14 protein-coding genes and 2 tRNA genes are annotated in these 20,289 nt (G+C 71.1%); 12 read left to right on the plus strand and 4 right to left on the minus strand.

The annotated features are described in order from the left end of the window. Nucleotides 1-518: 518 nt before the first annotated feature. The 6 genes from nrdR (at nucleotide 519) to VFV67_RS12790 (ending at nucleotide 7,062) form a co-directional block, all read left to right on the plus strand. Complete coding sequence (gene nrdR, locus VFV67_RS12765) at nucleotides 519-983, plus strand: transcriptional regulator NrdR (RefSeq protein ID WP_326469888.1); 465 nt, start codon at nucleotides 519-521, stop codon at nucleotides 981-983. A gap of 65 nt (nucleotides 984-1,048) precedes the next feature. Continuing rightward, nucleotides 1,049-4,714, plus strand: coding sequence for a vitamin B12-dependent ribonucleotide reductase (locus VFV67_RS12770; protein ID WP_326469890.1), 3,666 nt, complete (start codon nucleotides 1,049-1,051; stop codon nucleotides 4,712-4,714). Nucleotides 4,715-4,897: 183 nt separating this feature from the next. Continuing rightward, nucleotides 4,898-4,971 (plus strand) — tRNA-Arg (locus VFV67_RS12775). 1 nt (nucleotide 4,972) lies between these two features. Next, nucleotides 4,973-5,044 (plus strand) — tRNA-Glu (locus tag VFV67_RS12780). Nucleotides 5,045-5,119: 75 nt separating this feature from the next. After that, a complete protein-coding gene (locus VFV67_RS12785) occupies nucleotides 5,120-5,974 on the plus strand; it encodes a TIGR03619 family F420-dependent LLM class oxidoreductase (protein WP_326469892.1) in 855 nt (284 codons plus the stop codon). Between the two features lie 86 nt (nucleotides 5,975-6,060). After that, nucleotides 6,061-7,062 carry a neutral zinc metallopeptidase gene (locus VFV67_RS12790; protein ID WP_326469894.1) on the plus strand — a complete coding sequence of 334 codons (1,002 nt, stop codon included), beginning with the start codon at nucleotides 6,061-6,063 and terminating at the stop codon, nucleotides 7,060-7,062. 187 nt (nucleotides 7,063-7,249) lie between these two features. On the opposite strand, the gene VFV67_RS12795 is transcribed toward VFV67_RS12790, so the two are convergent. Further along, entirely contained in the window at nucleotides 7,250-8,257 is a 1,008-nt protein-coding gene (locus VFV67_RS12795) for a PHP domain-containing protein (protein WP_326469897.1), read from the minus strand. Nucleotides 8,258-8,545: 288 nt separating this feature from the next. Between VFV67_RS12795 and VFV67_RS12800 the strand changes: the two genes are divergently transcribed. Further along, on the plus strand, nucleotides 8,546-8,950 hold the full coding sequence (locus VFV67_RS12800) for a DUF3040 domain-containing protein (protein WP_326469899.1): 405 nt from the start codon (nucleotides 8,546-8,548) through the stop codon (nucleotides 8,948-8,950). Between the two features lie 120 nt (nucleotides 8,951-9,070). Further along, on the plus strand, nucleotides 9,071-10,642 hold the full coding sequence (locus VFV67_RS12805; protein ID WP_326469901.1) for an aldehyde dehydrogenase family protein: 1,572 nt from the start codon (nucleotides 9,071-9,073) through the stop codon (nucleotides 10,640-10,642). Between the two features lie 14 nt (nucleotides 10,643-10,656). Here the strand turns inward: VFV67_RS12805 and VFV67_RS12810 are convergent, their stop codons facing one another. The 3 genes from VFV67_RS12810 to VFV67_RS12820 are packed head-to-tail and all read right to left on the minus strand — an operon-like array spanning nucleotide 10,657 to nucleotide 15,528. Further along, the gene (locus VFV67_RS12810) at nucleotides 10,657-13,191 is read right to left on the minus strand and encodes a DUF3488 and transglutaminase-like domain-containing protein (RefSeq protein WP_326469902.1); all 2,535 of its coding nucleotides are present in this window, start codon (nucleotides 13,189-13,191) and stop codon (nucleotides 10,657-10,659) included. A 28-nt stretch (nucleotides 13,192-13,219) separates the two neighbouring features. Then, a complete protein-coding gene (locus VFV67_RS12815; protein ID WP_326469903.1) occupies nucleotides 13,220-14,485 on the minus strand; it encodes a DUF58 domain-containing protein in 1,266 nt (421 codons plus the stop codon). A 5-nt stretch (nucleotides 14,486-14,490) separates the two neighbouring features. Further along, nucleotides 14,491-15,528 carry a MoxR family ATPase gene (locus VFV67_RS12820; RefSeq protein WP_326469905.1) on the minus strand — a complete coding sequence of 346 codons (1,038 nt, stop codon included), beginning with the start codon at nucleotides 15,526-15,528 and terminating at the stop codon, nucleotides 14,491-14,493. 468 nt (nucleotides 15,529-15,996) lie between these two features. Here VFV67_RS12820 and mraZ point away from each other — a divergent pair, with 468 nt between their 5' ends. The 4 genes from mraZ (at nucleotide 15,997) to VFV67_RS12840 (ending at nucleotide 20,268) form a co-directional block, all read left to right on the plus strand. Beyond that, nucleotides 15,997-16,428, plus strand: coding sequence for a division/cell wall cluster transcriptional repressor MraZ (mraZ, locus tag VFV67_RS12825; RefSeq protein ID WP_326469907.1), 432 nt, complete (start codon nucleotides 15,997-15,999; stop codon nucleotides 16,426-16,428). A gap of 236 nt (nucleotides 16,429-16,664) precedes the next feature. Next, nucleotides 16,665-17,633, plus strand: a complete 969-nt coding sequence (rsmH, locus tag VFV67_RS12830; protein WP_326469909.1) for a 16S rRNA (cytosine(1402)-N(4))-methyltransferase RsmH — start codon at nucleotides 16,665-16,667, stop codon at nucleotides 17,631-17,633. Then, on the plus strand, nucleotides 17,633-18,328 hold the full coding sequence (locus tag VFV67_RS12835; RefSeq protein ID WP_326469910.1) for a septum formation initiator family protein: 696 nt from the start codon (nucleotides 17,633-17,635) through the stop codon (nucleotides 18,326-18,328). Before rsmH ends, VFV67_RS12835 begins: the two co-directional genes overlap by 1 nt. Continuing rightward, nucleotides 18,328-20,268, plus strand: a complete 1,941-nt coding sequence (locus tag VFV67_RS12840) for a peptidoglycan D,D-transpeptidase FtsI family protein (RefSeq protein WP_414636238.1) — start codon at nucleotides 18,328-18,330, stop codon at nucleotides 20,266-20,268. The genes VFV67_RS12835 and VFV67_RS12840 overlap by 1 nt, the downstream gene beginning before the upstream one ends. The last annotated feature ends 21 nt before the right edge of the window (nucleotides 20,269-20,289 follow it).

Genomic DNA, 20,289 nt, shown 5'->3' on the forward strand with positions numbered 1-20,289 from the left:
CCCGGGCCCGAGCCACCAACTCGGCCACCACCTGCCGATCCACCGCCGGCGTGCCCGCCGCTGCTGACCTGGCACTACTCTCACTACTCATCAATGCAACCTCCACTTTGGACAGTTACACCGTTGAGATTACAGTCCCTGCCGCAACACGCGACTCGGGTGCTGGAACCGCGGACTCGGGTGCTGGACCCGCGGACTCGGGTGCTGGACCCGCGGACTCGGGTGCTGAACCCGCGGACTCGGGTGCTGGAACCGCGGACTCGGGTGCTGAAATCCGGGACTCGCCGGACTGGAGCGAGCAACTCGCCTGCTGGGGACGGCAACTCGCGATGAGGTCGAGCAGGCGCCGGGCGCGTGGACCAGATGCTGGAACCCGGCGCCGTGTCGGCTTGCATCATGTGGCGTCTCGGCATAGCGTCTACCCCTAGATGTAGTAGTTACAGGCCTGTAGTTTGTCCACAGCTTGGGGCGGGTTGTCCACCGCTCATCCACATGATGATCACCAGAGGGGCCGACGGATGAGGTGCCCGTTCTGCCGCCACCCCGACTCGCGGGTGGTCGACTCGCGCGAGGTCGACGAGGGGCAGGTTATTCGGCGGCGGCGGTCGTGCTCGCAGTGCAGCCGGCGGTTCACCACGGTCGAGGAAGCCGTGCTCGCGGTGGTGAAGCGGTCCGGCGTGACCGAGCCGTTCAGCCGCGAGAAGGTGGTCACCGGGGTGCGTCGGGCGTGCCAGGGCCGACCGGTGGATGAGGACGCGCTCCAGCAGTTGGCCCAGCGGGTCGAGGAGTCGATCCGCTCCACCGGGTGCGCCGAGGTGCCCAGCCACGAGGTGGGACTGGCCATCCTCGGTCCGCTGCGCGAGCTGGATGAGGTGGCCTACCTCCGGTTCGCCAGCGTGTACCGGTCCTTCTCGTCCATCGAGGACTTCGAGAAGGAGATCGCGGACCTGCGCGCCATCGAGGCCGGGGCCGACACGGACTGACGGGGGTCGCGGGGCGCCCCAGGCAAGACGAAACCAAACGGAAGAACGGATTGCGGGGAGAAGTCATGACGGAAACCGTCGGGACACCGGCGGCGGGGCGCCGCGCCAAGGAAGCCGGAGCGCCTGGGCTGAAGGTGCGGCGGGTGCACACCACCGAGGGCGTGCACCCCTATGACGAGGTCACCTGGGAACACCGCGACGTGGTGATGACCAACTGGCGCGACGGAACGGTGAACTTCGAGCAGCGTGGCGTCGAGTTCCCCGACTTCTGGTCGGTCAACGCGACCAACATCGTCACCAGCAAGTACTTCCGCGGCGCCGTGGGCACGCCGGTGCGCGAGTACTCGCTCAAGCAGCTGATCGACCGCGTGGTGCACAGCTACGTCGCCGCCGGCGTGCAGCACGGCTACTTCGCCACCCCCGCCGACGCCGAGATCTTCGACCACGAACTCACCTGGATGCTGCTGCACCAGGTCTTCAGCTTCAACTCCCCGGTCTGGTTCAACGTCGGCACCAGCTCGCCGCAGCAGGTCAGCGCGTGCCAGCCCTATGACGCGCTGGTCAGCACGCCGTCGGGCCTGATCCCGATCGGTCGTCTGGTCGAGGACGACGCCGTGGGCGCCAAGGTGTTCGACGCCAACGGGTTGACGCGCGTGGTCGCCACCAAGGCGAACGGCGTCAAAGAGGTGCTGCGCCTGCGCACCCAGTCCGGGCACACCCTCGACGTCACCGCGGACCACCTGGTGTGGCGGTCGTCCGGCCGGGGTTCGGGGGCGTTCGTTCCGGCCGGTGAACTGGCCGTCGGTGACCGGCTCGAGTGGCACCGTCGCTACGCCCACGGCGAGGCGGAGATCAGCCAGCGGGACATCGCCGAGGCGGCGCTGGCCGGCCGGCAGCCGGTGCGCGGCGCCGAGACGGCCGTGCCGCGCCGGCTCTACACCGCACCCCTTCCGGTCGTTGCCGCCTATCTGCGCAGCCTGTTCCAGGCCGAGGGATACCTGGTTGCCGGCGAGCACTCCACCCTGATCGGCCTGGACATGATCAGCGAGGAGCTGGTCCGCGGCGTGCAGGCACTGCTCGCCCGGTTCGGCATCTTCGCGCGCGTCGGCCGCGGGGTCGACGAGCGCGCGAACCGGAACGACCTGTGGGACATCCGCATCCAGGACCTGGGTGACCGGCGGATCTTCGCCGACGAGATCGGGTTCAGCGACCCCGTGCAGGCGGCCCGGCTCGATGCCGCGTTCGACCAGCCGGGCCGGCCGGCACCCGAGGTGCGGCGCCTGGAGATCGCCAGCATCGAGAGTCGCGGCGCGATGCCTGTCTACGACATCCAGACGGAGTCCGGCGAGTACCTCTCCGGCAACCTTCGGGTGCACAACTGCTTCATCCTGGCCGTCGACGACACGATGGACTCGATCCTGAACTGGTACCGGGAGGAGGGCCTGATCTTCAAGGGCGGGTCCGGCGCCGGGCTGAACCTGTCCCGGATCCGGTCGTCCAAGGAGCTGCTGTCCTCCGGCGGGACGGCCTCCGGTCCGGTGTCGTTCATGCGTGGGGCGGACGCCAGCGCGGGGACGATCAAGTCGGGCGGGGCGACCCGCCGGGCGGCCAAGATGGTCGTGCTCGACGTCGACCACCCGGACATCGCGGAGTTCATCGAGACCAAGGCGCGCGAGGAGGACAAGATCCGCGCGCTGCGCGACGCCGGGTTCGACATGGACCTCGGCGGGAACGACATCACCTCGGTGCAGTACCAGAATGCCAACAACTCCGTGCGGGTCTCCGACGAGTTCATGCACGCGGTCGAGTCCGACGGCGAGTTCGGGCTGCGCGCCCGCACCACCGGCACGGTGCTGGAGACCATCCGGGCCAAGGAGTTGTTCGGCCGGATGGCCAACGCCGCATGGGCCTGCGCCGACCCGGGCCTGCAGTACGACGACACGATCAACGACTGGCACACCTGCCCGGAGTCCGGTCGGATCACCGCGTCCAACCCGTGCAGTGAGTACCTGCACCTGGACAACTCCAGCTGCAACCTGGCATCGCTGAACCTGTTGCGGTTCCTCAAGCCGGACGGCACCTTCGACGCCGAGCGGATGGTCCGCACGGTCGAGCTGGTGATCACCGCGATGGACATCTCGATCTGCTTCGCCGACTTCCCGACCGAGCCGATCGCCGACACCACAAGGAAGTTCCGCCAGCTTGGCATCGGCTACGCCAACCTGGGCGCGCTGCTGATGGCGACCGGGCACGCGTACGACTCCGAGGGTGGCCGGGCGCTGGCGGCCGCGATCACGTCGCTGATGACCGGTGCCGCCTACCGCCGCTCGGCCGAGTTGGCCGGGGTGGTCGGTGCCTACGACGGCTACGCCCGCAACGCCGAGCCGCACCAGCGGGTGATGCGCAAGCACGCCGCGGCCAACGACCTGATCCGCACCTACGGCTCGGACGACGCGGCCGTGCACCGGCTGGCCACCAAGGAATGGCAGCGCAACCAGGAGATCGGCGCCCGCAACGGGTGGCGCAACGCGCAGGCGAGCGTGCTCGCGCCGACCGGCACCATCGGCCTGATGATGGATTGCGACACCACCGGCATCGAGCCCGACCTGGCACTGGTCAAGTTCAAGAAGCTGGTCGGCGGCGGGTCGATGCAGATCGTCAACCAGACCGTGCCGCGGGCGCTGAAGTCGTTGGGGTACCAGGACGAGCAGGTCGAGGCGATCGTCGAGTACATCGCCGAGCACGGGCACGTGGTGGACGCCCCGGGCCTGCGTCGCGAGCACTACGAGGTGTTCGACTGCGCGATGGGCAAGCGCTCCATCGCGCCGATGGGGCACGTCCGGATGATGGCCGCGGTGCAGCCGTTCATCTCCGGTGCCATCTCCAAGACGGTCAACATGCCGGAGTCGGCCACCGTCAAGGACATCGAGGAGATCTACTTCCAGGGCTGGAAGCTCGGCCTCAAGGCGCTGGCCATCTACCGCGACAACTGCAAGGTCGGCCAACCGCTGTCGGCGGGCAAGGGCGGCACGGCCAAGGCGGAGCCGGAGAAGATCGTCGAGTACCGCCCGGTACGCAAGCGACTCCCCAAGAAACGTCCCAGCCAGACCGTTTCGTTCACGGTCGGCGGTGCCGAGGGTTACCTGACCGCCGGGTCCTACCCGGATGATGGGCTGGGAGAGATCTTCGTCAAGCTGGGTAAGCAGGGGTCGACGCTGGCCGGCGTGATGGACGCGTTCTCCATGTCGATCTCGGTCGGCCTGCAGTACGGCATCCCCCTGGAGTTCTACGTCCAGAAGTTCTCCAACCTGCGGTTCGAGCCGGCCGGTATGACCGACGATCCGGACGTGCGGATCGCCACCAGCGTGCTGGACTACTTGTTCCGCCGGCTGGCGCTGGACTACCTGCCCTACGACAAGCGGGCTCAACTCGGCATCTTCACCGCCGCGGAGCGGACCGCCCAGGTGAGCAACGACTACAACGGATCGTCCGATGTGGACATCGAGGGCCTGCAGACCTCGGTCGACGCCTCCCCGCAGCCGGCCGCCATCGAACCGGCGTCCACTTCGGATCCGAAGCTCACCGAGGCACACAGCTCCACCGAACTGCTCGAACTGCACCTCGGCAAGGCCGCCGACGCCCCGCTCTGCATGACCTGCGGAACCAAGATGCGCCCGGCCGGCTCCTGCTACGTGTGTGAGGGCTGCGGCTCCACCTCCGGGTGCAGCTAAATCAGATTGACGACGAGTTCGCCGCAATCCGATGATGGTGGCGACAACGACGAGGACGAGGGAGCGGTGAGCATGCGAGAACTGCTGCTCGGCAACGCCGGTTCCCCGCCATGACGTGAGGTCGTCACAGGCCGGGGAGCCGCCCATCGGGAAACCGATCCGGGCGGCTCCCTTTTCTTATGCACCCCTGTAGCTCAGGTGGACAGAGTGCCGCGCTACGAACGCGGAGGTCCCAGGTTCGAGTCCTGGTAGGGGTACGGCGCGTTGGTCCAGTGGTACGGATTCTCGGTTCTCACCCGGGAGACACGGGTTCGATCCCCGTACGCGCCACCCATGCCGGTCGGGAATGGGTCGCATGTGCAGTCGTCGCTGGTTCGGGGCGGCGGGCCGGGTCAGGATGCGGGTGTGCGATTCGGGTTGTTCGGGATCAACATGGATGTGCTGGCCACGGATCCGGGGGCGGCGGTGGCCGTGGCGGTGGCGGCCGAGGAGGCCGGCTGGGACAGCGTGTGGACCGGTGAGCACTACGTGCTGCCGGACCCGTGGGTGCAGCCGTCGCCTGCGCCGCCGGACCTGCCGATGCTCGATCCGTTCGTGGCGCTGACCAACGTCGCGGCGCACACGTCGCGGCTGCGGGTCGGGACCGGGGTGACCGTGCTGCCCTACCACCAGCCGCTGGTGCTGGCGAAGCAGGTGGCATCGCTGGACCGGGTGGCCGGCGGTCGGTTCGAGTTCGGGGTCGGGGTGGGTTACCTGGCCCAGGAGTTCGCCGCGCTGGGGGTGCCGATGGCCGACCGGGCCGCCCGGTCGACCGAGTACCTGGACGCGATCCGGGCGATCTGGACGCAGGCGCCGGCCGCACATGACGGGCGGTATGTCCGGTTCTCCGGGGTCGCCGCCGAGCCGCGGCCGGTGCACCCGGCTGGCCCGCCGGTGCACTTCGGCGGCGGTGTGCCGCGCACGTTCCGGCGGGCGGTGACCCAGGGACGCGGCTGGTTCGGGTTCGCGCTCGACCCGGCGGCGACCGAGCGGGCCGTCGCGGGGCTGCGCCTGGCCGAGCGGGAACATCCGCGCCCGGCCGAGCTCGGCCCGCTGGAGATCACGGTCACACCCGATCCGCGACTGCCGATCGACGACGACACGGTCGCCGCGTACGCCCGGCTCGGGGTCACCCGGCTCGTCCCGCTGCCGCCCGACCGGCTGGACCCGGACCGGATCATCGCGTTCGTCCGCGCCGTGGCGACGCGCCACCTCGACTGACCGCAATGGCCGTGGTCGACCGGAACTTTTCCGTATGCTGACGGGGTGCCCGCGACCGCGGGCGCCGAGGACACAGAGGTAGGGCGATGAGCGACGAGGGGGATCGGCGTCCACACCCCTACACGCCCCCGCCCACCGTGGTGTTCCCCCCGGCGCCACCGCCGGCGACGATCCTCTCGGCGACCGCCCGACAGGGGAAGAACACCCCGCTGAGCATGTTCGGCGTGCTCGGCATGGTCATCGCCTTCGTCCTCGCGGTCGCCCTGCTCGGCCGCCCCGACCTGTTCGACGGCCGGACCGCGGTCGCCGGCAGCGCGGTCGCCCCGGACGGGCTGGCGGCCGCCCCGGTCACCGCCGGCGAGGCCCCGGCTCCCAAGGCTCCGGTCAAGCCCCGCGCGGTGCTCGAGCTGGAGACCAACCCGCTGCTCGCCGCCGGCATCGGCCTGCCGGAGGTCACCTGCAAGCTGCCCGGCATGAGCCGTGACCCGGAGCAACTGCGCGCCTACTACCAGGCCGTGATCACCTGCCTCGACCAGGCGTGGCAGCCGGCGCTCGCGCAGGCGAACGAGCCGTTCAGCTCGCCGAAGCTGGAGATCGAGGCGGGCCGCAGCATGTGCGGCGATGCGCCGTCCGAGGACGAGGCGACCGCGTACTACTGCAGCGGCGGCCGGGTGATCTTCATGCCCACCGACCGACTGCTCAGCCAGGCCGGGCTCAGCCAGGCGGCGCACCTGGCGGTGCTGGCCCACGAGTACGGCCACCACGTGCAGGCCCTGAGCGGAATCCTCAACGCCGCCTACGAGAAGGGCGAGGAGTTCGACAAGGAAACCCCGGAGCGGCTGGAGATCACCCGCCGCACCGAGCTGCAGGCGAACTGCTTCTCCGGCATGTTCATCGCCAGCATCGCCGGGCGCGGCTCGGTGAGTGCCAAGTTGGCCCGCTCCGCGGCGGACAGCTTCCGGGACACCGTCGCCGACGACACGCACGGCTCGGTCAAGCACCAGGTGCAGTGGGGCCGGGCCGGCTACGACAAGAACCAGACCTCGGCCTGCAACACCTGGCTCGCCCCGGACTCCGAAGTCAGCTAGCTAGTCCGCCTCTCCGGGATTAACTGCTGTTGTTGCGTTCCAGCGAGAGGTGCGGGTTGGCGGGGTGATTGTGGCTGGGTTGCGTCACGGTGCCCCTGAGGTTGCGTTGGTTGGGCCGAGAGTTGTCTCGATGATCCACAGGACAGGCTCTGGCTTCTCGGGGTGGAGCGCAAGTGAGGTGGCGCGGTCAGGCGGTCGCCCAGGCGAGGACCTCGTCGGCGGGTCGGGTGTTGATCACCCGGTCGGCGGTGACGCCGCATTCCTCGGCCCTGGCACAGCCGTAGTGCTGCCAGTAGAGCTGTCCCGGCGCGTGGGCGTCGCTGTCGATGGCGAAGACGCAGTCCAGCTCGAGGGCCAGGCGGAGCAGCCGGCGCGGCGGGTCGAGGCGGTCGGGCCGGGAGTTGATCTCCACCGCGACCCCGTTGTTGCGGCAGGCGGCGAAGATCACCTCCGGGTCGAATTCCGACTCCGGGCGGCCGCGCCCGGCGACCCTGCGGCCGGTGCAGTGGCCGAGCACGTCGGTGTGCGGGTTCTCGATCGCGGTCAGCATCCGCTCGGTCATCTCGCCCGCGGGCATCCGCAGGGCCGAATGCACGCTGGCCACCACGATGTCCAGCCGGGACAGCAGCTCGGGCTCCTGGTCCAGCCCGCCGTCGGCCAGGATGTCCACCTCGATGCCGGTCAGGATCCGGAACGGTGCCAGCTCCTCGTTCAGCTCGGCCACCACGTCCAGTTGCTTGCGCAGCCGGTCGGCGGACAACCCGTTGGCCACGGTCAGCCGCGGTGAGTGATCGGTGAGCACCATCCACTCGTGGCCGAGCGCGGCGGCCGCCTCGGCCATCTCCCGGATCGGGCTGCCGCCGTCGGACCAGTCCGAGTGCGTGTGGCAGTCGCCGCGCAGCGCCGCAAGCAGCTCCGATCCGGCGGCGGCCAGCGGCTGCTCGCCGACGTCGGTCAGCCCGGCGAGATAGCCGGGCACCTCCCCGGCCGCCGCCTCGGTGATCACCGCGGCGGTGCTCTTGCCGATCCCGGGCAGGGCGGTCAGCGTGCCGGCCCGCAGGCGTTGTTCCAACTCGCCGGCCGGCAGCCCGGCCACGACCGCCGCGGCCCGCCGGAACGCCTGCACCTTGTGCGTCGGCTCACCGGCTCGCTCCAGGTACAACGCGATCTGCTTGAGTGCTTGCACGGGCTCCACCGGCAATACCTACCATCCTTCGGTCGTGTGATGCTGGGCGGCGTCCGCCCGGTGACGGCCAGTGACAAATCCCGGTTTTCCCCGGTGTTTCCGGCTCTACCCGTAGTCCAGACGCAGCCGAGTCCTGTCGGTTTTGCTGTTGCTGACGACCGTGATGCAGGATCGGGTAGTCGCGAGGACCTCCGGCTCGTATTCTGGATGGTGACGCCCCCAGAGCGGGGTGCCCGCCGGGTCCGGCGGCAACCGTGATCACCCGGCGCCCGCGACCGCTGTGCCGGAGGAGGAACGATGCCACTCTCCGAGCACGAGCAGCGTTTGCTCGATCAGATCGAGCGCGCGCTCTATGCCGAGGATCCCAAGTTCGCCTCGTCGGTGCGTGGTGCCCGGCTGCGGCGGCCTTCCCGGCGGCGCCGGCTACAGGGCATCGCCCTGTTCGTGCTCGGAGTCGCTCTTCTGGTTCTCGGCGTCGTGCTCCCGCTCAAGCCGGGTGGCGTACCGGTTGTGAGCCTGCTCGGTTTCCTGGTCATGTTCTTTGGCGCGCTGCTGACCCTCACCGCCATCCGTCAGGGCGATCAGGGCGAGGAGTCCGGTGAGGAGTCCGGCGGCGCCAGCAACGTCACCAAGCTCCGGCGGAGTTCCTTCTCGCAGCGGATGGAGGAGCGCTTCCGCAAGCGCTTCGACGAAGAGCGTTAGCTGCTCCTCGACCGTCAGGTCCATCACAGCACGACCGGAATCCGAGCCCCATCGCCCTAACATGCTGTGCAGACAATGTGGTCTGCCACCAGCGGTTCTTGACATGGGAGGGCGATCCACTTGGCGTCTGGTCTGCGGGTACCCCAATTCGCACAGTGGTCGGACCTGCTCGAGCGGGCCGCCAAGACCGCCCCTTCCGCGTTCTCCGGTGACCGGCTGCGCAACCTGCACGAGGGCGGCTGGCAGGACTCCGGCGAACCGTCGGCCCTGGTCACCCCGGTCGACCAGACCGGTCTCGGCTACCTGTCCAAGGTGGACGAGCGCACCGCGCTCGCCGCCGTCGGGTACGCCCACGAACAGCACGGCCAGTGGGCCGGGGTTCCGCTGGCCGAGCGGCGGGCCCGGGTGGCCGCCGCCGTCGAGGCGATGACCGCGGCCCGCGACGACCTCGCGCTGCTGCTGGCCTGGGAGATCGGCAAGCCGTGGCGGCTGGCCTGCGCCGACGTGGACCGGGCGCTGGACGGGGTGCGCTGGTACCTGGACAACATCGAGCGGATGCTGGCCACCGATGCCGACGGCCGGCCGTTCCAGCGCTGCCCACTGCCTGGCCCGGTCAGCAACATCGCCAGCTGGAACTACCCGATGAGCGTGCTGGTGCACGCCGAGCTGGTGCAGCTGCTTGCCGGCAACGCGGTGGTGGCCAAGACCCCGACCCAGGGCGGGGCGTTCTGCCTCACGGTCGCGCACGCGCTGATGCACGACGCCGGCCTGCCGGTGACCCTGCTGTCCGGGGACGGCTCGACGCTGTCCTCCGCGCTGGTGCGTTCGGCCGAGATCGGCGCGCTGGCGTTCGTGGGCGGCCGGGACAACGGCGGCAAGGTGGCGGCGCAGCTGGTGGACACCGGCAAGCGGCACATGCTCGAGCAGGAGGGCCTGAACTGCTGGGGGATCTGGGAGTTCTCCGACTGGGACGGTCTGGCCACGCACCTGCGCAAGGGTTTCGAGTACGCCAAGCAGCGGTGCACCGCCTACCCGCGGTTCGTGGTGCAGCGCAAGCTGGTGGACCAGTTCCTGGCCGCCTACCTGCCGGTGGTCACCTCGGCCCGGTTCGGGCACCCGCTGGCGACGGCGGCGGACGACGAGGAGCTGCCGCAGCTGGACTTCGGTCCGCTGATCTCCGCCGCCAAGGCGGCCGAGCTGCGCACCAAGGTGGACGAGGCGCTCGGCCACGGCGCGATCCCGCTGTACCGGGGTTCGCTTGCCAAGGGCCGGTTCCTGGACGGCCAGGACACCTCCGCCTACGTCGCGCCGACCACGCTGCTCGCCCCGGCCGGGGCGAGCAGACTGATGCACGAGGAGCCGTTCGGCCCGGTGGACACGATCGTCGTGGTGGACACCCAGGCCGAGCTGCTGGCCCAGATGAACGCCTCAAACGGCGCGCTGGTGGCCAGCATCGCCAGCGACGACGAGGAGCTGGCCGGCCGGCTTGCCGAGCACGTGCAGGCGTTCAAGGTCGGGGTGAACAAGCCCCGGTCGCGCGGTGACCGCGAGGAGCCGTTCGGCGGCCGCGGCGGGTCCTGGAAGGGCGCCTTCGTGGGCGGCGTGCACCTGGTGCACGCGGTCACCCAGGGTCCGCAGGACGAGCTGCTCTACGGCAACTTCCCCAACTACAACCGGTACCCGGACGTCTGATCCGGGCGGCCCGGTCAGTCCGGGGTCTCGCTGATGTAGGTGGGGTCGTACCGGGACCTGCGGCGCCGGTGCAGGACGGAGCGGGGGAGCAGCCGGGCGCGCAGGGCCAGGGGGGCGGTCCGGCGCAGGCCGGCGACCAGCTGATCGAAGGCCGGCGGGAGGTTCGGGTCGGGTTGGGACCGCCCGCTGTACCAGGACCGTTCGACCGCGCCGACCACGGTGCGCAGCGCGGCCTTGCCGTCCTCGTCCAGCTCGTGCTCGTGGGCCAGGCGGCGGGCGGCCATCCGCACGGTCTCCGTGTCGACCGGCTCGGCACCCCGGTCGACCGACTCGGCCAGCAGCTCCGCCCAGGCGGCCGAGGCGGCCGCGGCGGCGTTGTGGCGCACGGCGTGCCGGCGGGTCCGGCGGCGCCACTCGCGGATGAACCCGGGAGCGGCCGCCGCGGCCAGCGCCAGCACCAGGGCGGTCAGCCACCAGGAGAACAGCGCGGCGGCCAGTCCGAGGGCCAGCAGCCAGGCCACCGCCGCGGCCGTGGCCAGCAGCCGTGGCCGAGTGGCCAGCCGACCGGTCGCGACCAGCCGCCCTGGCAGGTTGCCCTGGCCCTGGCGCGGGCCCCCGCCCCCGCCGAGGACCGACGCACGGCGGAAGGCGAACCAGGCGAGCAGGGTGAGCGTCATCGCGATCACGACGCTGATGCCGGCCGTCCAGCCGATCCAGGCCGGCTTGGCGGCCTCGCCCGGGGTGGCCACCACGCCGCCGGCACCCGGGTCGGTCCTGTCGTTCTGGCTGCTCGGCTGCACGGGCGCGCCCGGTCCGGCCTGCGCCGTCGTCGACGGGGCGATCTCCTCGGACTCGCTGCCGGCGATGCCGGACTCGGTGGCGTAGGGCGGGGTGAAGGTGCGGCCGTTGTCCAGCGGCGTCGGGTCGAACATCGTCCAGCCCTGGCCCGGGAAGTAGATCTCCACCCAGGCGTGCGCGTCCTGGTTGCTGATCGTCCGGTAGTCGCCGTTCGCGTAGCCGCCGGTGTAGCCGATCGCCACCCGGGACGGCAGCCGGACGGCCCGGGCCAGCAGGGCCATCGCCGAGGCGTACTGCTCGCAGAACCCTTTCTTGGAGTCGAACAGGAAGTCGATCAGCGCGTCCTCGTCCGCGCCCCTGCCGGTCTCCAGCTCGTATTCGAAGCCGTTGCCGTCGAAGTGCTTCTCCAGCGCCCGGGCCTTGTCGAACGGGTTGGTCGCCCCGCCGACGATCTGCTCGGCCAGCTCCTGCACCCGCGGGTCGATGTCCTCGTTCGTCAGGTACATCGATTCGAGCTTGCTGTAGTCGGTGCCCGCGATGCGCAGCACGTCGGCGGTGGGGAGGGTGAGGTCGACCTCCTCGCGGACCGTGGGGACGGACCGCTTGCGCTCGCTGTAGACCATGCCGCTGCTCGGGTCGTAGCGCGTCCCGTCCGGCAGGCCGGAGATCCGCTGCGGGGTTCCGTACACCCCGACGAACAGGTCCTGGTAGTCGCCGACCGGCTCGATCTCGATCGTGTCGAGCTCGCCGCTGAGCGGCCGGCTGCCCGGCGGTGTCGGCAGCGGGCGCCGCCGCTGGTTGGCCGACTCGCCGCTCGGCATGGGCGATTGGAGGGAGAAACCACCGTTGCGGTTGTATTTCGCCAGGGTCAGCACCCGCATGTAGCGGCCGGTCTGGTCGAGGCCCCGGACCCGGAACAGCTCGCGGTTGGCGCCCTGGTCGAGCATCCCGCGCAGCTGGGTGAACGGCTTGAGGCCGAGGCCGCCCGAACCGCCGCCCCCGCCGCCGCCGGGCAGCTGGCCGACCGTGCCGATCAGCGTGAACGTCGAGCCGGCGATCAGGGCGATCACCAGCGCGGTGGACACCTGGGCCGTCGGCGAACCGAACCCGGCACCGGTGCCGGGCATCGCCGGCCGGTTGCGCCACTGCTGGTGCCGGTGCGCCCCGTCCACGGCAAGCAGCAGGGCGAACGAGGCGGCGCCGAGCACGAACGACCACCACGGCAGCATGTCGTTGGCCAGCGAGGCCGGCACCGCGTACACGCACAGCAGCACCAGCCCGCAGGCGGCCGGAGTGCCGGCGGCGACGGCCAGCGTGTCCACCAGCACGGCCACCAGCCCGATCGCGACCACCACCAGGCACAGCACGGCCGCGTTCGCGGTGACCGGAGGCACGCCGGTGCGCACCACCTCGACCGACCGGGTAAGCACCTCGCCCAGCTCGGCGATGGCGGCCGGCCCGGGCAGCACGCCGAGGATGCCGGAGTTGGTGAACAGCGCGACCAGCAGGCACAGCACGGCGAACAACTGGGCCAGGCCCACCACCACCACCGGGGTCCGGATCGCCCGCAGACCCAGGCCGGTGGCGGTCACCACGATCACCGCGACGCCGGCGTAGCCGAGCCAGCGCGCGCCCTCGATCACGCCGGACATCGCGGTCGACGCACACAGCGTGGTGAGCGCCGCGACCACCGGGGTCACCGTCATCGACCACTGTTGCGAGGTCATGCCCTCGGCAGGGGGTGCGCTCATGTGGCCCATGATTCGCTCGCAAGCTCGCTCATTGTCCCGCTCCCGCGATCATGCTGTCGTCCCGGTTGAGGCCGGTCCGGCACAGGCTGGCCCAGATCCGGCTCATCGGTGCACCTGGGGTCGCCACCGCCACGCCCCAGCCGGCGTTGCGGAGCAGGGCCAGTGCGCCATGGTGGTCGGCCGGCGGCTCCTCGCCGGACTGCCACGCGGACACGTCCAGCAGCACCGCCAGGTTGCGGCTGCTCCTGGTCCGGTGCCGGACCAGGTTGCCGAGCGATTCGGGGGTGGCCGCGCCGATCACCGCGATCAGCTCCTGGCCGCCCGCCGGGTCGGACCGGCAGTCGATCTCGCGCTGGGTGGTCGGCTGCAGCGCGGCCAGCGCGTCCAGCACGACGTTGTCGTGGTGGGTGCCGTCGCCGGAGTCGCCGACCAGCTGGTGGCCGCTCTCGGTGACCAGCCGGATCCGGTGGCCGTGCCGGTGCAGGTGCAGGCACACGCTGGCGGCGAAGGAGATCGCCCACTCCAGGCTGGCGGTGGCGCCCGAGCCGCGGTGCGCGGCCACCCGGTGGTCGAGCAGGATCGTGGTGCCGCCCCGCCACGGGCGCTCCTCCACCCGCACCATCATCTCGTCCCGCTTGGCCGTGGAGCGCCAGTGCACCTTGCGCAGGTCGTCGCCCTGCCGGTAGGGCCGCACGATCGCGTCGTCCTCGCCCTGACCGGCGTTGAGCCGTACCGAGCCGTCGTCGCCGGAGCCGAGCCCGGAGCCGCCCGGCACGCCGCCGAGCCGGACCACCCGTGGCACCACGATCAGCCGGGACACGTGCGCCAGTTCGCGTTCGAACTCGGCGAGGCCGAACGGGTCGGTGATGGTCGCCTTGAGCGGCCCGAGCTGCTGGATGCCGCGCAGCATGGGATGCACGGTGTAGCGCAGCTGGGTGCCGGTGTGCCGGGGGAGATGCTCGATGACGAACCGCGGCTTGCCGCCGAGCGCGTAGGGCACCCCGTCCTGGACCAGCAGTCCGCCCGGCAGCAGCCGGCCGGTGCTGCGGATGTGGATGGCGACCTCGGCGCGCCCGCCGACCTGGACCCGGGGCGGGGTGATCCGCCGCTCGGCGTGCAGCCCGACCTTGGCCACCGCGGTGAGGAAGCAGACCAGCAGCGGCAGGGCGACCACGAACGCCGACACCCGCAGCAGATCCCGTTCGTTGAGCACCACCGAGCAGACCGCGGCGGCCAGGCCGGCGGCGAGCAGGCACCGGCCCCTCGTGGTCAGGCCGGACAGCGTGCCGCGCATGGCGGTTACCGGGGGCGGCGGGCCGGGTTCATCCACTGGGCGGCGGGATCGAGCCCGCCCTGCGGTACCGGCACACGCTGGATCAGGTTGCGGATCAGCTCGGCGGACGACCGGCGGCCGGCCTGTGCCTCCGCGGTGAGCACCAGCCGGTGGGCGAGCACCGGCATGGCGATGGAGTGCATGTCGTCCGGTACCACGAAGTCGCGTCCGGACAGCGCCGCCTGCGCCCGCGCGGCCCGCACCAGGTGCAGGGTGGACCGCGGCGAGGCGCCGATCCTGATCTCCGGCAGCCGGCGGGTGGCCGACACCAGCTCGACGGCGTAGCGGCGCACCTCGGGGGAGAGCTCAACCCGGCGCACGGTCTCGATCAGCTTGATGATCTGCGCGGCGTCGGACACCGGCTGCAGGGTCTTCATCGGGTCGGCCGCGGCGTGCTCCTCGACCATGGCGAGCTCGGCGTTGGGGTCCGGGTAGCCGATCGACACCCGGGCGGTGAACCGGTCCCGCTGGGCCTCGGGGAGTGCGTAGGTGCCCTCCATCTCGATCGGGTTCTGGGTGGCGATCACCATGAACGGCGCCTGCAGCCGGTAGGTGCTGGTGTCGACGGTGACCTGCTCCTCCTCCATGCACTCCAGCAGCGCCGACTGGGTCTTGGGGGAGGCCCGGTTGATCTCGTCACCGACCACGATGTTGGCGAACACCGGGCCGGGCCGGAACTCGAAGTCGTTGGTCTGGCGGTTGAAGATGGACACCCCGGTCACGTCGCTCGGCAGCAGGTCCGGGGTGAACTGGATCCGGCTGACCGTGCAGTCGATCGACCGGGCCAGCGCCTTGGCCAGCGAGGTCTTTCCGACTCCTGGCACGTCCTCGACCAGCAGGTGTCCCTCGGCGAGGAGGGTCACCAGCGCGATCCGCACGACCTCCGGCTTGCCGACCAGCACCCGTTCGACGTTGGCCGCGATCCGCTGCACGGTCGCGTGCAGCTCGTCGAGCGCGGTGGGCCGGTGCCCGTCGGAGTTGGCGACCGGGGAATGGGAGTTCACCGCGGGGACCGGTGGGTAGTGCTCGCCCCCGTGCGGGCCGTAGGGGTTACCGGGAGGCGCAGCTGGCGGGGTACTGGACGTCACACGACCTCCTGGTGGTCGGACCCGTCAGCCACGGGTGGCGGCAGGGGCAAACATCTCATCAAGTGTGTCAAACCAGGGCGAAGTCCCCATCCCCACGATGCCCCACTCTTGGTCCGCCGCACAGCCGAATCGTGTCCCAACTGGGACGAAATCGTGCAATCACGCGGTCGCGGATTCGGGTGTCGGGTCATGGCTCGGTTTCCGCGTCCCCCGTCCAGGTCATTCTCCCCCACTTCGCCCCACGATGCTTGAGGCCGGCACGACCTGGGGGAATGTGGGTGGGATCGATGCCCGAAAGGGCCCGATCGGGTTGACCGTGGTGAAAAGTGGGGTACTGTGGCGCGGTGTGGGGCAGACGGGGGCCCCATGGGGAGGTGAGTGCCGATGTTCCTTGGTACGCACACCCCCAGGCTGGATGACAAGGGGCGGCTCACGCTGCCTGCCAAGTTCCGGGACGCGCTCGCGGGTGGGCTGATGGTCACCAAGGGACAGGACCACTGTCTCTACGTCTTCCCCCGGAGTGAGTTCGAGGAGATGGCACGCAAGGTGGCCGCGGCGCCCCTGACGAACGAGGCGGTCCGCGCCTACCAGCGGTACCTGTTCGCCGGAACCGACGAGCAGCGTCCCGACGGACAGGGACGGATCGCGATCGCACCGGAGTTGCGGCGCTACGCCGGGCTGACCAAGGAGTGCGTGGTCATCGGGGCGATCACCAGGCTGGAGATCTGGGACGCGCAGGCGTGGCAGACCTATCTCGACGAGCACGAGGACAGCTACTCGCAGGCTCGGGACGAGGTTCTGCCCGGCGTGTTCTAGGCGTCCGGCACAGCAGGAGGAGCCGTAGGGGACTCGGGTGCCGCCAGGCCTCGGTCCGCTCGCCATCGGCCCTGGCGCACCTTCCCCGGTGCCAGGTCCGACGAGCGGGCGGGGACCTGGCGGTACCCGGGTTTAGGCGGCGGGGTTCGACGTGAGCGAGCTTGCGAGCGAACCGTTGCGCACTGCCCCGGCGCCGAGCGTGTGAGGTGCCGACGTGAGCGAGGGGAGGCGGAGCCATGCTCACAAACGATCCGCGGCGCCGGCCGGCCCACGAACCGGTGCTGCTCGACCGGGTGCTCGCGCTGTTCGCGCCCGCACTGGCCGAGCGGCCCGCCGTCCTGGTCGACGCCACCGTCGGTCTCGGCGGCCACGCCGACGCGCTGCTGTCCGCGCATCCCGAGCTGACCCTGGTCGGGCTGGACCGCGATCCGAAGGCGCTGGCCGCGTCCACCGCCCGGCTGGCCCGGCACGGCGACCGGGTGCACCTGGTGCACGCCGTGTACGACCGGATGCCGGAGGTGCTCGCCGAGCTCGGCCGGCCGGCCGTCGACGGGGTGCTGTTCGACCTCGGGGTGTCGTCCATGCAGCTGGACCTGCCGGACCGAGGCTTCGCCTACGCCCAGGACGCCCCGCTGGACATGCGGATGGACCAGACCGCCGGCAAGACCGCCGCGGACGTGCTGAACACCTACCCGGCCGAGGACCTCGCCCGGATTCTGCGGGACTACGGCGAGGAGCGGTTCGCCGCCCGGATCGCGAAGGCGGTCGTGCACGAGCGGGCCCGGGAGCCGTTCGCGACCAGCGCCCGGCTGGTGCGGCTGCTCTACGACACGGTGCCGGCGGCCAGCAGGCGCACCGGCGGGCACCCGGCCAAGCGCACCTTCCAGGCGCTGCGCATCGAGGTGAACGGCGAGCTCGAGGTGCTGCGCCAGGCCCTGCCGGCGGCGCTGGACGCGCTGCGGGTGGGCGGCCGGATCGTCGTGGAGTCCTACCAGTCCCTCGAGGACCGGCTGGTCAAACAGGCGTTCGCGGAGCAGGCCAGGTCCCGGACCCCGCCCGGGCTGCCGGTCGAGTTGCCGGGCCACGGGCCGCGACTGCGTCTGCTCACCCGCGGTGCCGAGCAGGCCGGCGAACAGGAGATCGAGCACAACCCGCGTGCGGCGTCGGTCAGGCTGCGCGCGGCCGAGAGGATCGAGGCGGCCTGATGACAGTCACCGTTCCCGGGCCGGCCCGGAACAAGACCAAGCGCCGGCCCCCTATCGAGGTGCCCGAGCCGGACACCGGGCAGCCGCCGAATCCCACCGAGCGGCGGGACGGCCGGCCGCGCTCGGCCGCGGCGCAACGCGCCTACGCCCGCCGGGCCCAGCGAACCGGCGGCGCGGCCGAGCGGTTCGTACCCGAGCCGGAGCCGAGCGACGAGCCGACCGGCGGCCGCGCCCGGTTCGTGGTGCTGATCATCGGGCTGCTGGTGGTGGGCATCGCGGCCACGCTGTGGCTGTCCACGCAGGCGATCGCCGACTCCTACCGGCTGGAGCGGATCAAACAGCAGTCCACCGACCTGTCCGAGCGCGCGGACGTCCTGCAGCGCGAGGTGACCCGGCTGGACTCGCCGGCGGCACTGGCCAAGCGGGCCGAGGAACTGGGCATGGTGTTCCCCGGCGAGCCGGCCTGGCTGGTGGTGCACCCGGACGGGACGATCTCGCTGTTCGGCGAGCCCAAGCCGGCCACCGCGCCCGCGCCGCCACCGCCGCCCGCCGACGCGGCCCAGGCCGAGCCGCTCCCGGCGCCGCTCGAGGGCGAGCGGGCGCAGACGCCCGGGGCCGGCGATCCGGCCCAGACCGCGGGGGACGGCGATCCGGCCCAAACCGCCGGTGCGCGACCGGCGGGCAGGGCCGGCTGATGCGACATCCCAACGCCGGCCGCCGCCCGGTGCGGCGGCCGGCCGCGCGGCGCGCCCCACCCCCACCGGTTCGGCGGGTAAGACGCCCCCCGGTTCGGCAGCGTGCACCGCGCGGCCGAACCGGGAACAGTCGTGCCCGTCTCGCCATCGTCCGCATCGTGCTGGTCGCCTCGCTGATCGCCGCCGGCCTCCGGCTGGTCCAGGTGCAGGGATTCGAGGCCGCGGCGCTGGCCGCGCGGGCCGAGCTGCAACGGGCCACCGAGATCGACGTCCCGGCCACCCGTGGGTCCATCATGGACAGACGGGGGGTGAAGCTCGCCTTCAGCGTGGAGTCGCGGGTGCTCGCCTACCAGCCCAACGCCCAGCGCAAGGCGATCGAGAAGTTCAACCGGGAGCACCCGGACGCGGCCCAGAACTACGACGAGCGGGCCGGCTACGTCGCCCGGATACTGCGGGAGGAGCTCGGCACCCGGATCAACGAGCAGGAGATCGTCGACAAGCTGCGTCACGACACCGTGTTCGTCTACCTGGTGGACAAGGTGGAACCGGCAAGGGCCAGGCGGATCCAGCAGAAGATCCCCGAGATCAACGTGGAGTACCGGGCCGAGCGCGAGTACCCCAACCACACGCTGGCCTCCAACGTCGTCGGCGCGGCGAGCTGGCGGATGGAGGACCCGGACGTCGAGAAGCACAACCTGCACGGCCTGTCCGGGCTGGAGTTGTTGCGCGACAACGACCTTGCCGGCACACCGGGCCGGCGGGTCGTGGACACCCAGAACGACGGCGGGGTGGTCATCCCGGGCACCGAGCGGGACGTGCAGGCCGCCACCGACGGCGCGGACCTGGAGCTGACCATCGACTCGGACCTGCAGTACTTCCTGCAGCAGCGGCTGTCCGACTACGCGACGCGGGTCGGGGCGCGCAGCGCGAGCGCGGTGATCATGGATGCGCACACCGGCGAGATCTACGCGCTGGCCAACGACAAGAGCTTCGATCCGTCCGCGGACGAGTTCGACATCGACCGGATGAGCGACCCGGCGGTGACCACGCCCTACGAGCCGGGCTCGGTCAACAAGATCGTCACCGCGCTGACGGCGATCGAGCACGGGGTGACCACCCCGGACGCCCGGCTCCAGGTGCCCGGCTCGATCCGGGTCGCCGACCGGACGATCGGCGACGCCTGGAACCACGGCACCCTGAACATGACCACGACCGGCGTGTTCGCCCGGTCCTCCAACGTCGGAACCCTGATGCTGGCACAGAAGGTGGGGCCGGACCGGTACGCCGACATGCTGAACCGGCTGGGGCTGGGCCAGCGGACCGGTGTGGGGCTGCCCGGCGAGAGCGCCGGCCGGGTGCCGCCGCGGGTGCAGTGGTCCGGCAGCACGTTCGGCAACCTGCCGATCGGCCAGGGTCTGTCGATGACCGTGCTGCAGATGGCCGGCATGTACCAGACCATCGCCAACGACGGGGTGCGCGTCCCGCCGCGGATCGTCCGGTCGAAGATCTACCCGGACGGCACCCGGGTGGCCGAGCCGCGACCGGAACCGATCACGGTGGTGCGCAAGGAAACCGCGATCACCGTGCGGGAGATGCTGCGGGCCGTGACCCAGAAGGCGCCCGGCGGAAACACCGGCACCGCACCGAATGCGGCGCTGGTCGGCTACCAGATCTCGGCGAAGACCGGTACCGCGCAACAGGTCGACCGGACCACCGGCCGGTACTCCAGCTCGCAGTACTGGATCACCTTCGCCGGCATCCTGCCGGCCGACAACCCCCGGTTCGTGGTCGGGATCGTGCTGGACGCGCCGAACTACGGGATGCCGGAGGGCCGCACGGCGGCGCCGCTGTTCCACGACGTGGCGTCGTTCCTGGCCCAGACGTACTCGATCCCGATGTCCAGGGAGCCGAGCCCGGTAGTTCCGCTGATCGCGCCCTGACGAGGCAAATGTCGGGGGGTT

The sequence above is a fragment of the Actinophytocola sp. genome, from assembly GCF_035762905.1.
In the GTDB taxonomy this organism is placed as follows: domain Bacteria; phylum Actinomycetota; class Actinomycetes; order Mycobacteriales; family Pseudonocardiaceae; genus DASYTH01.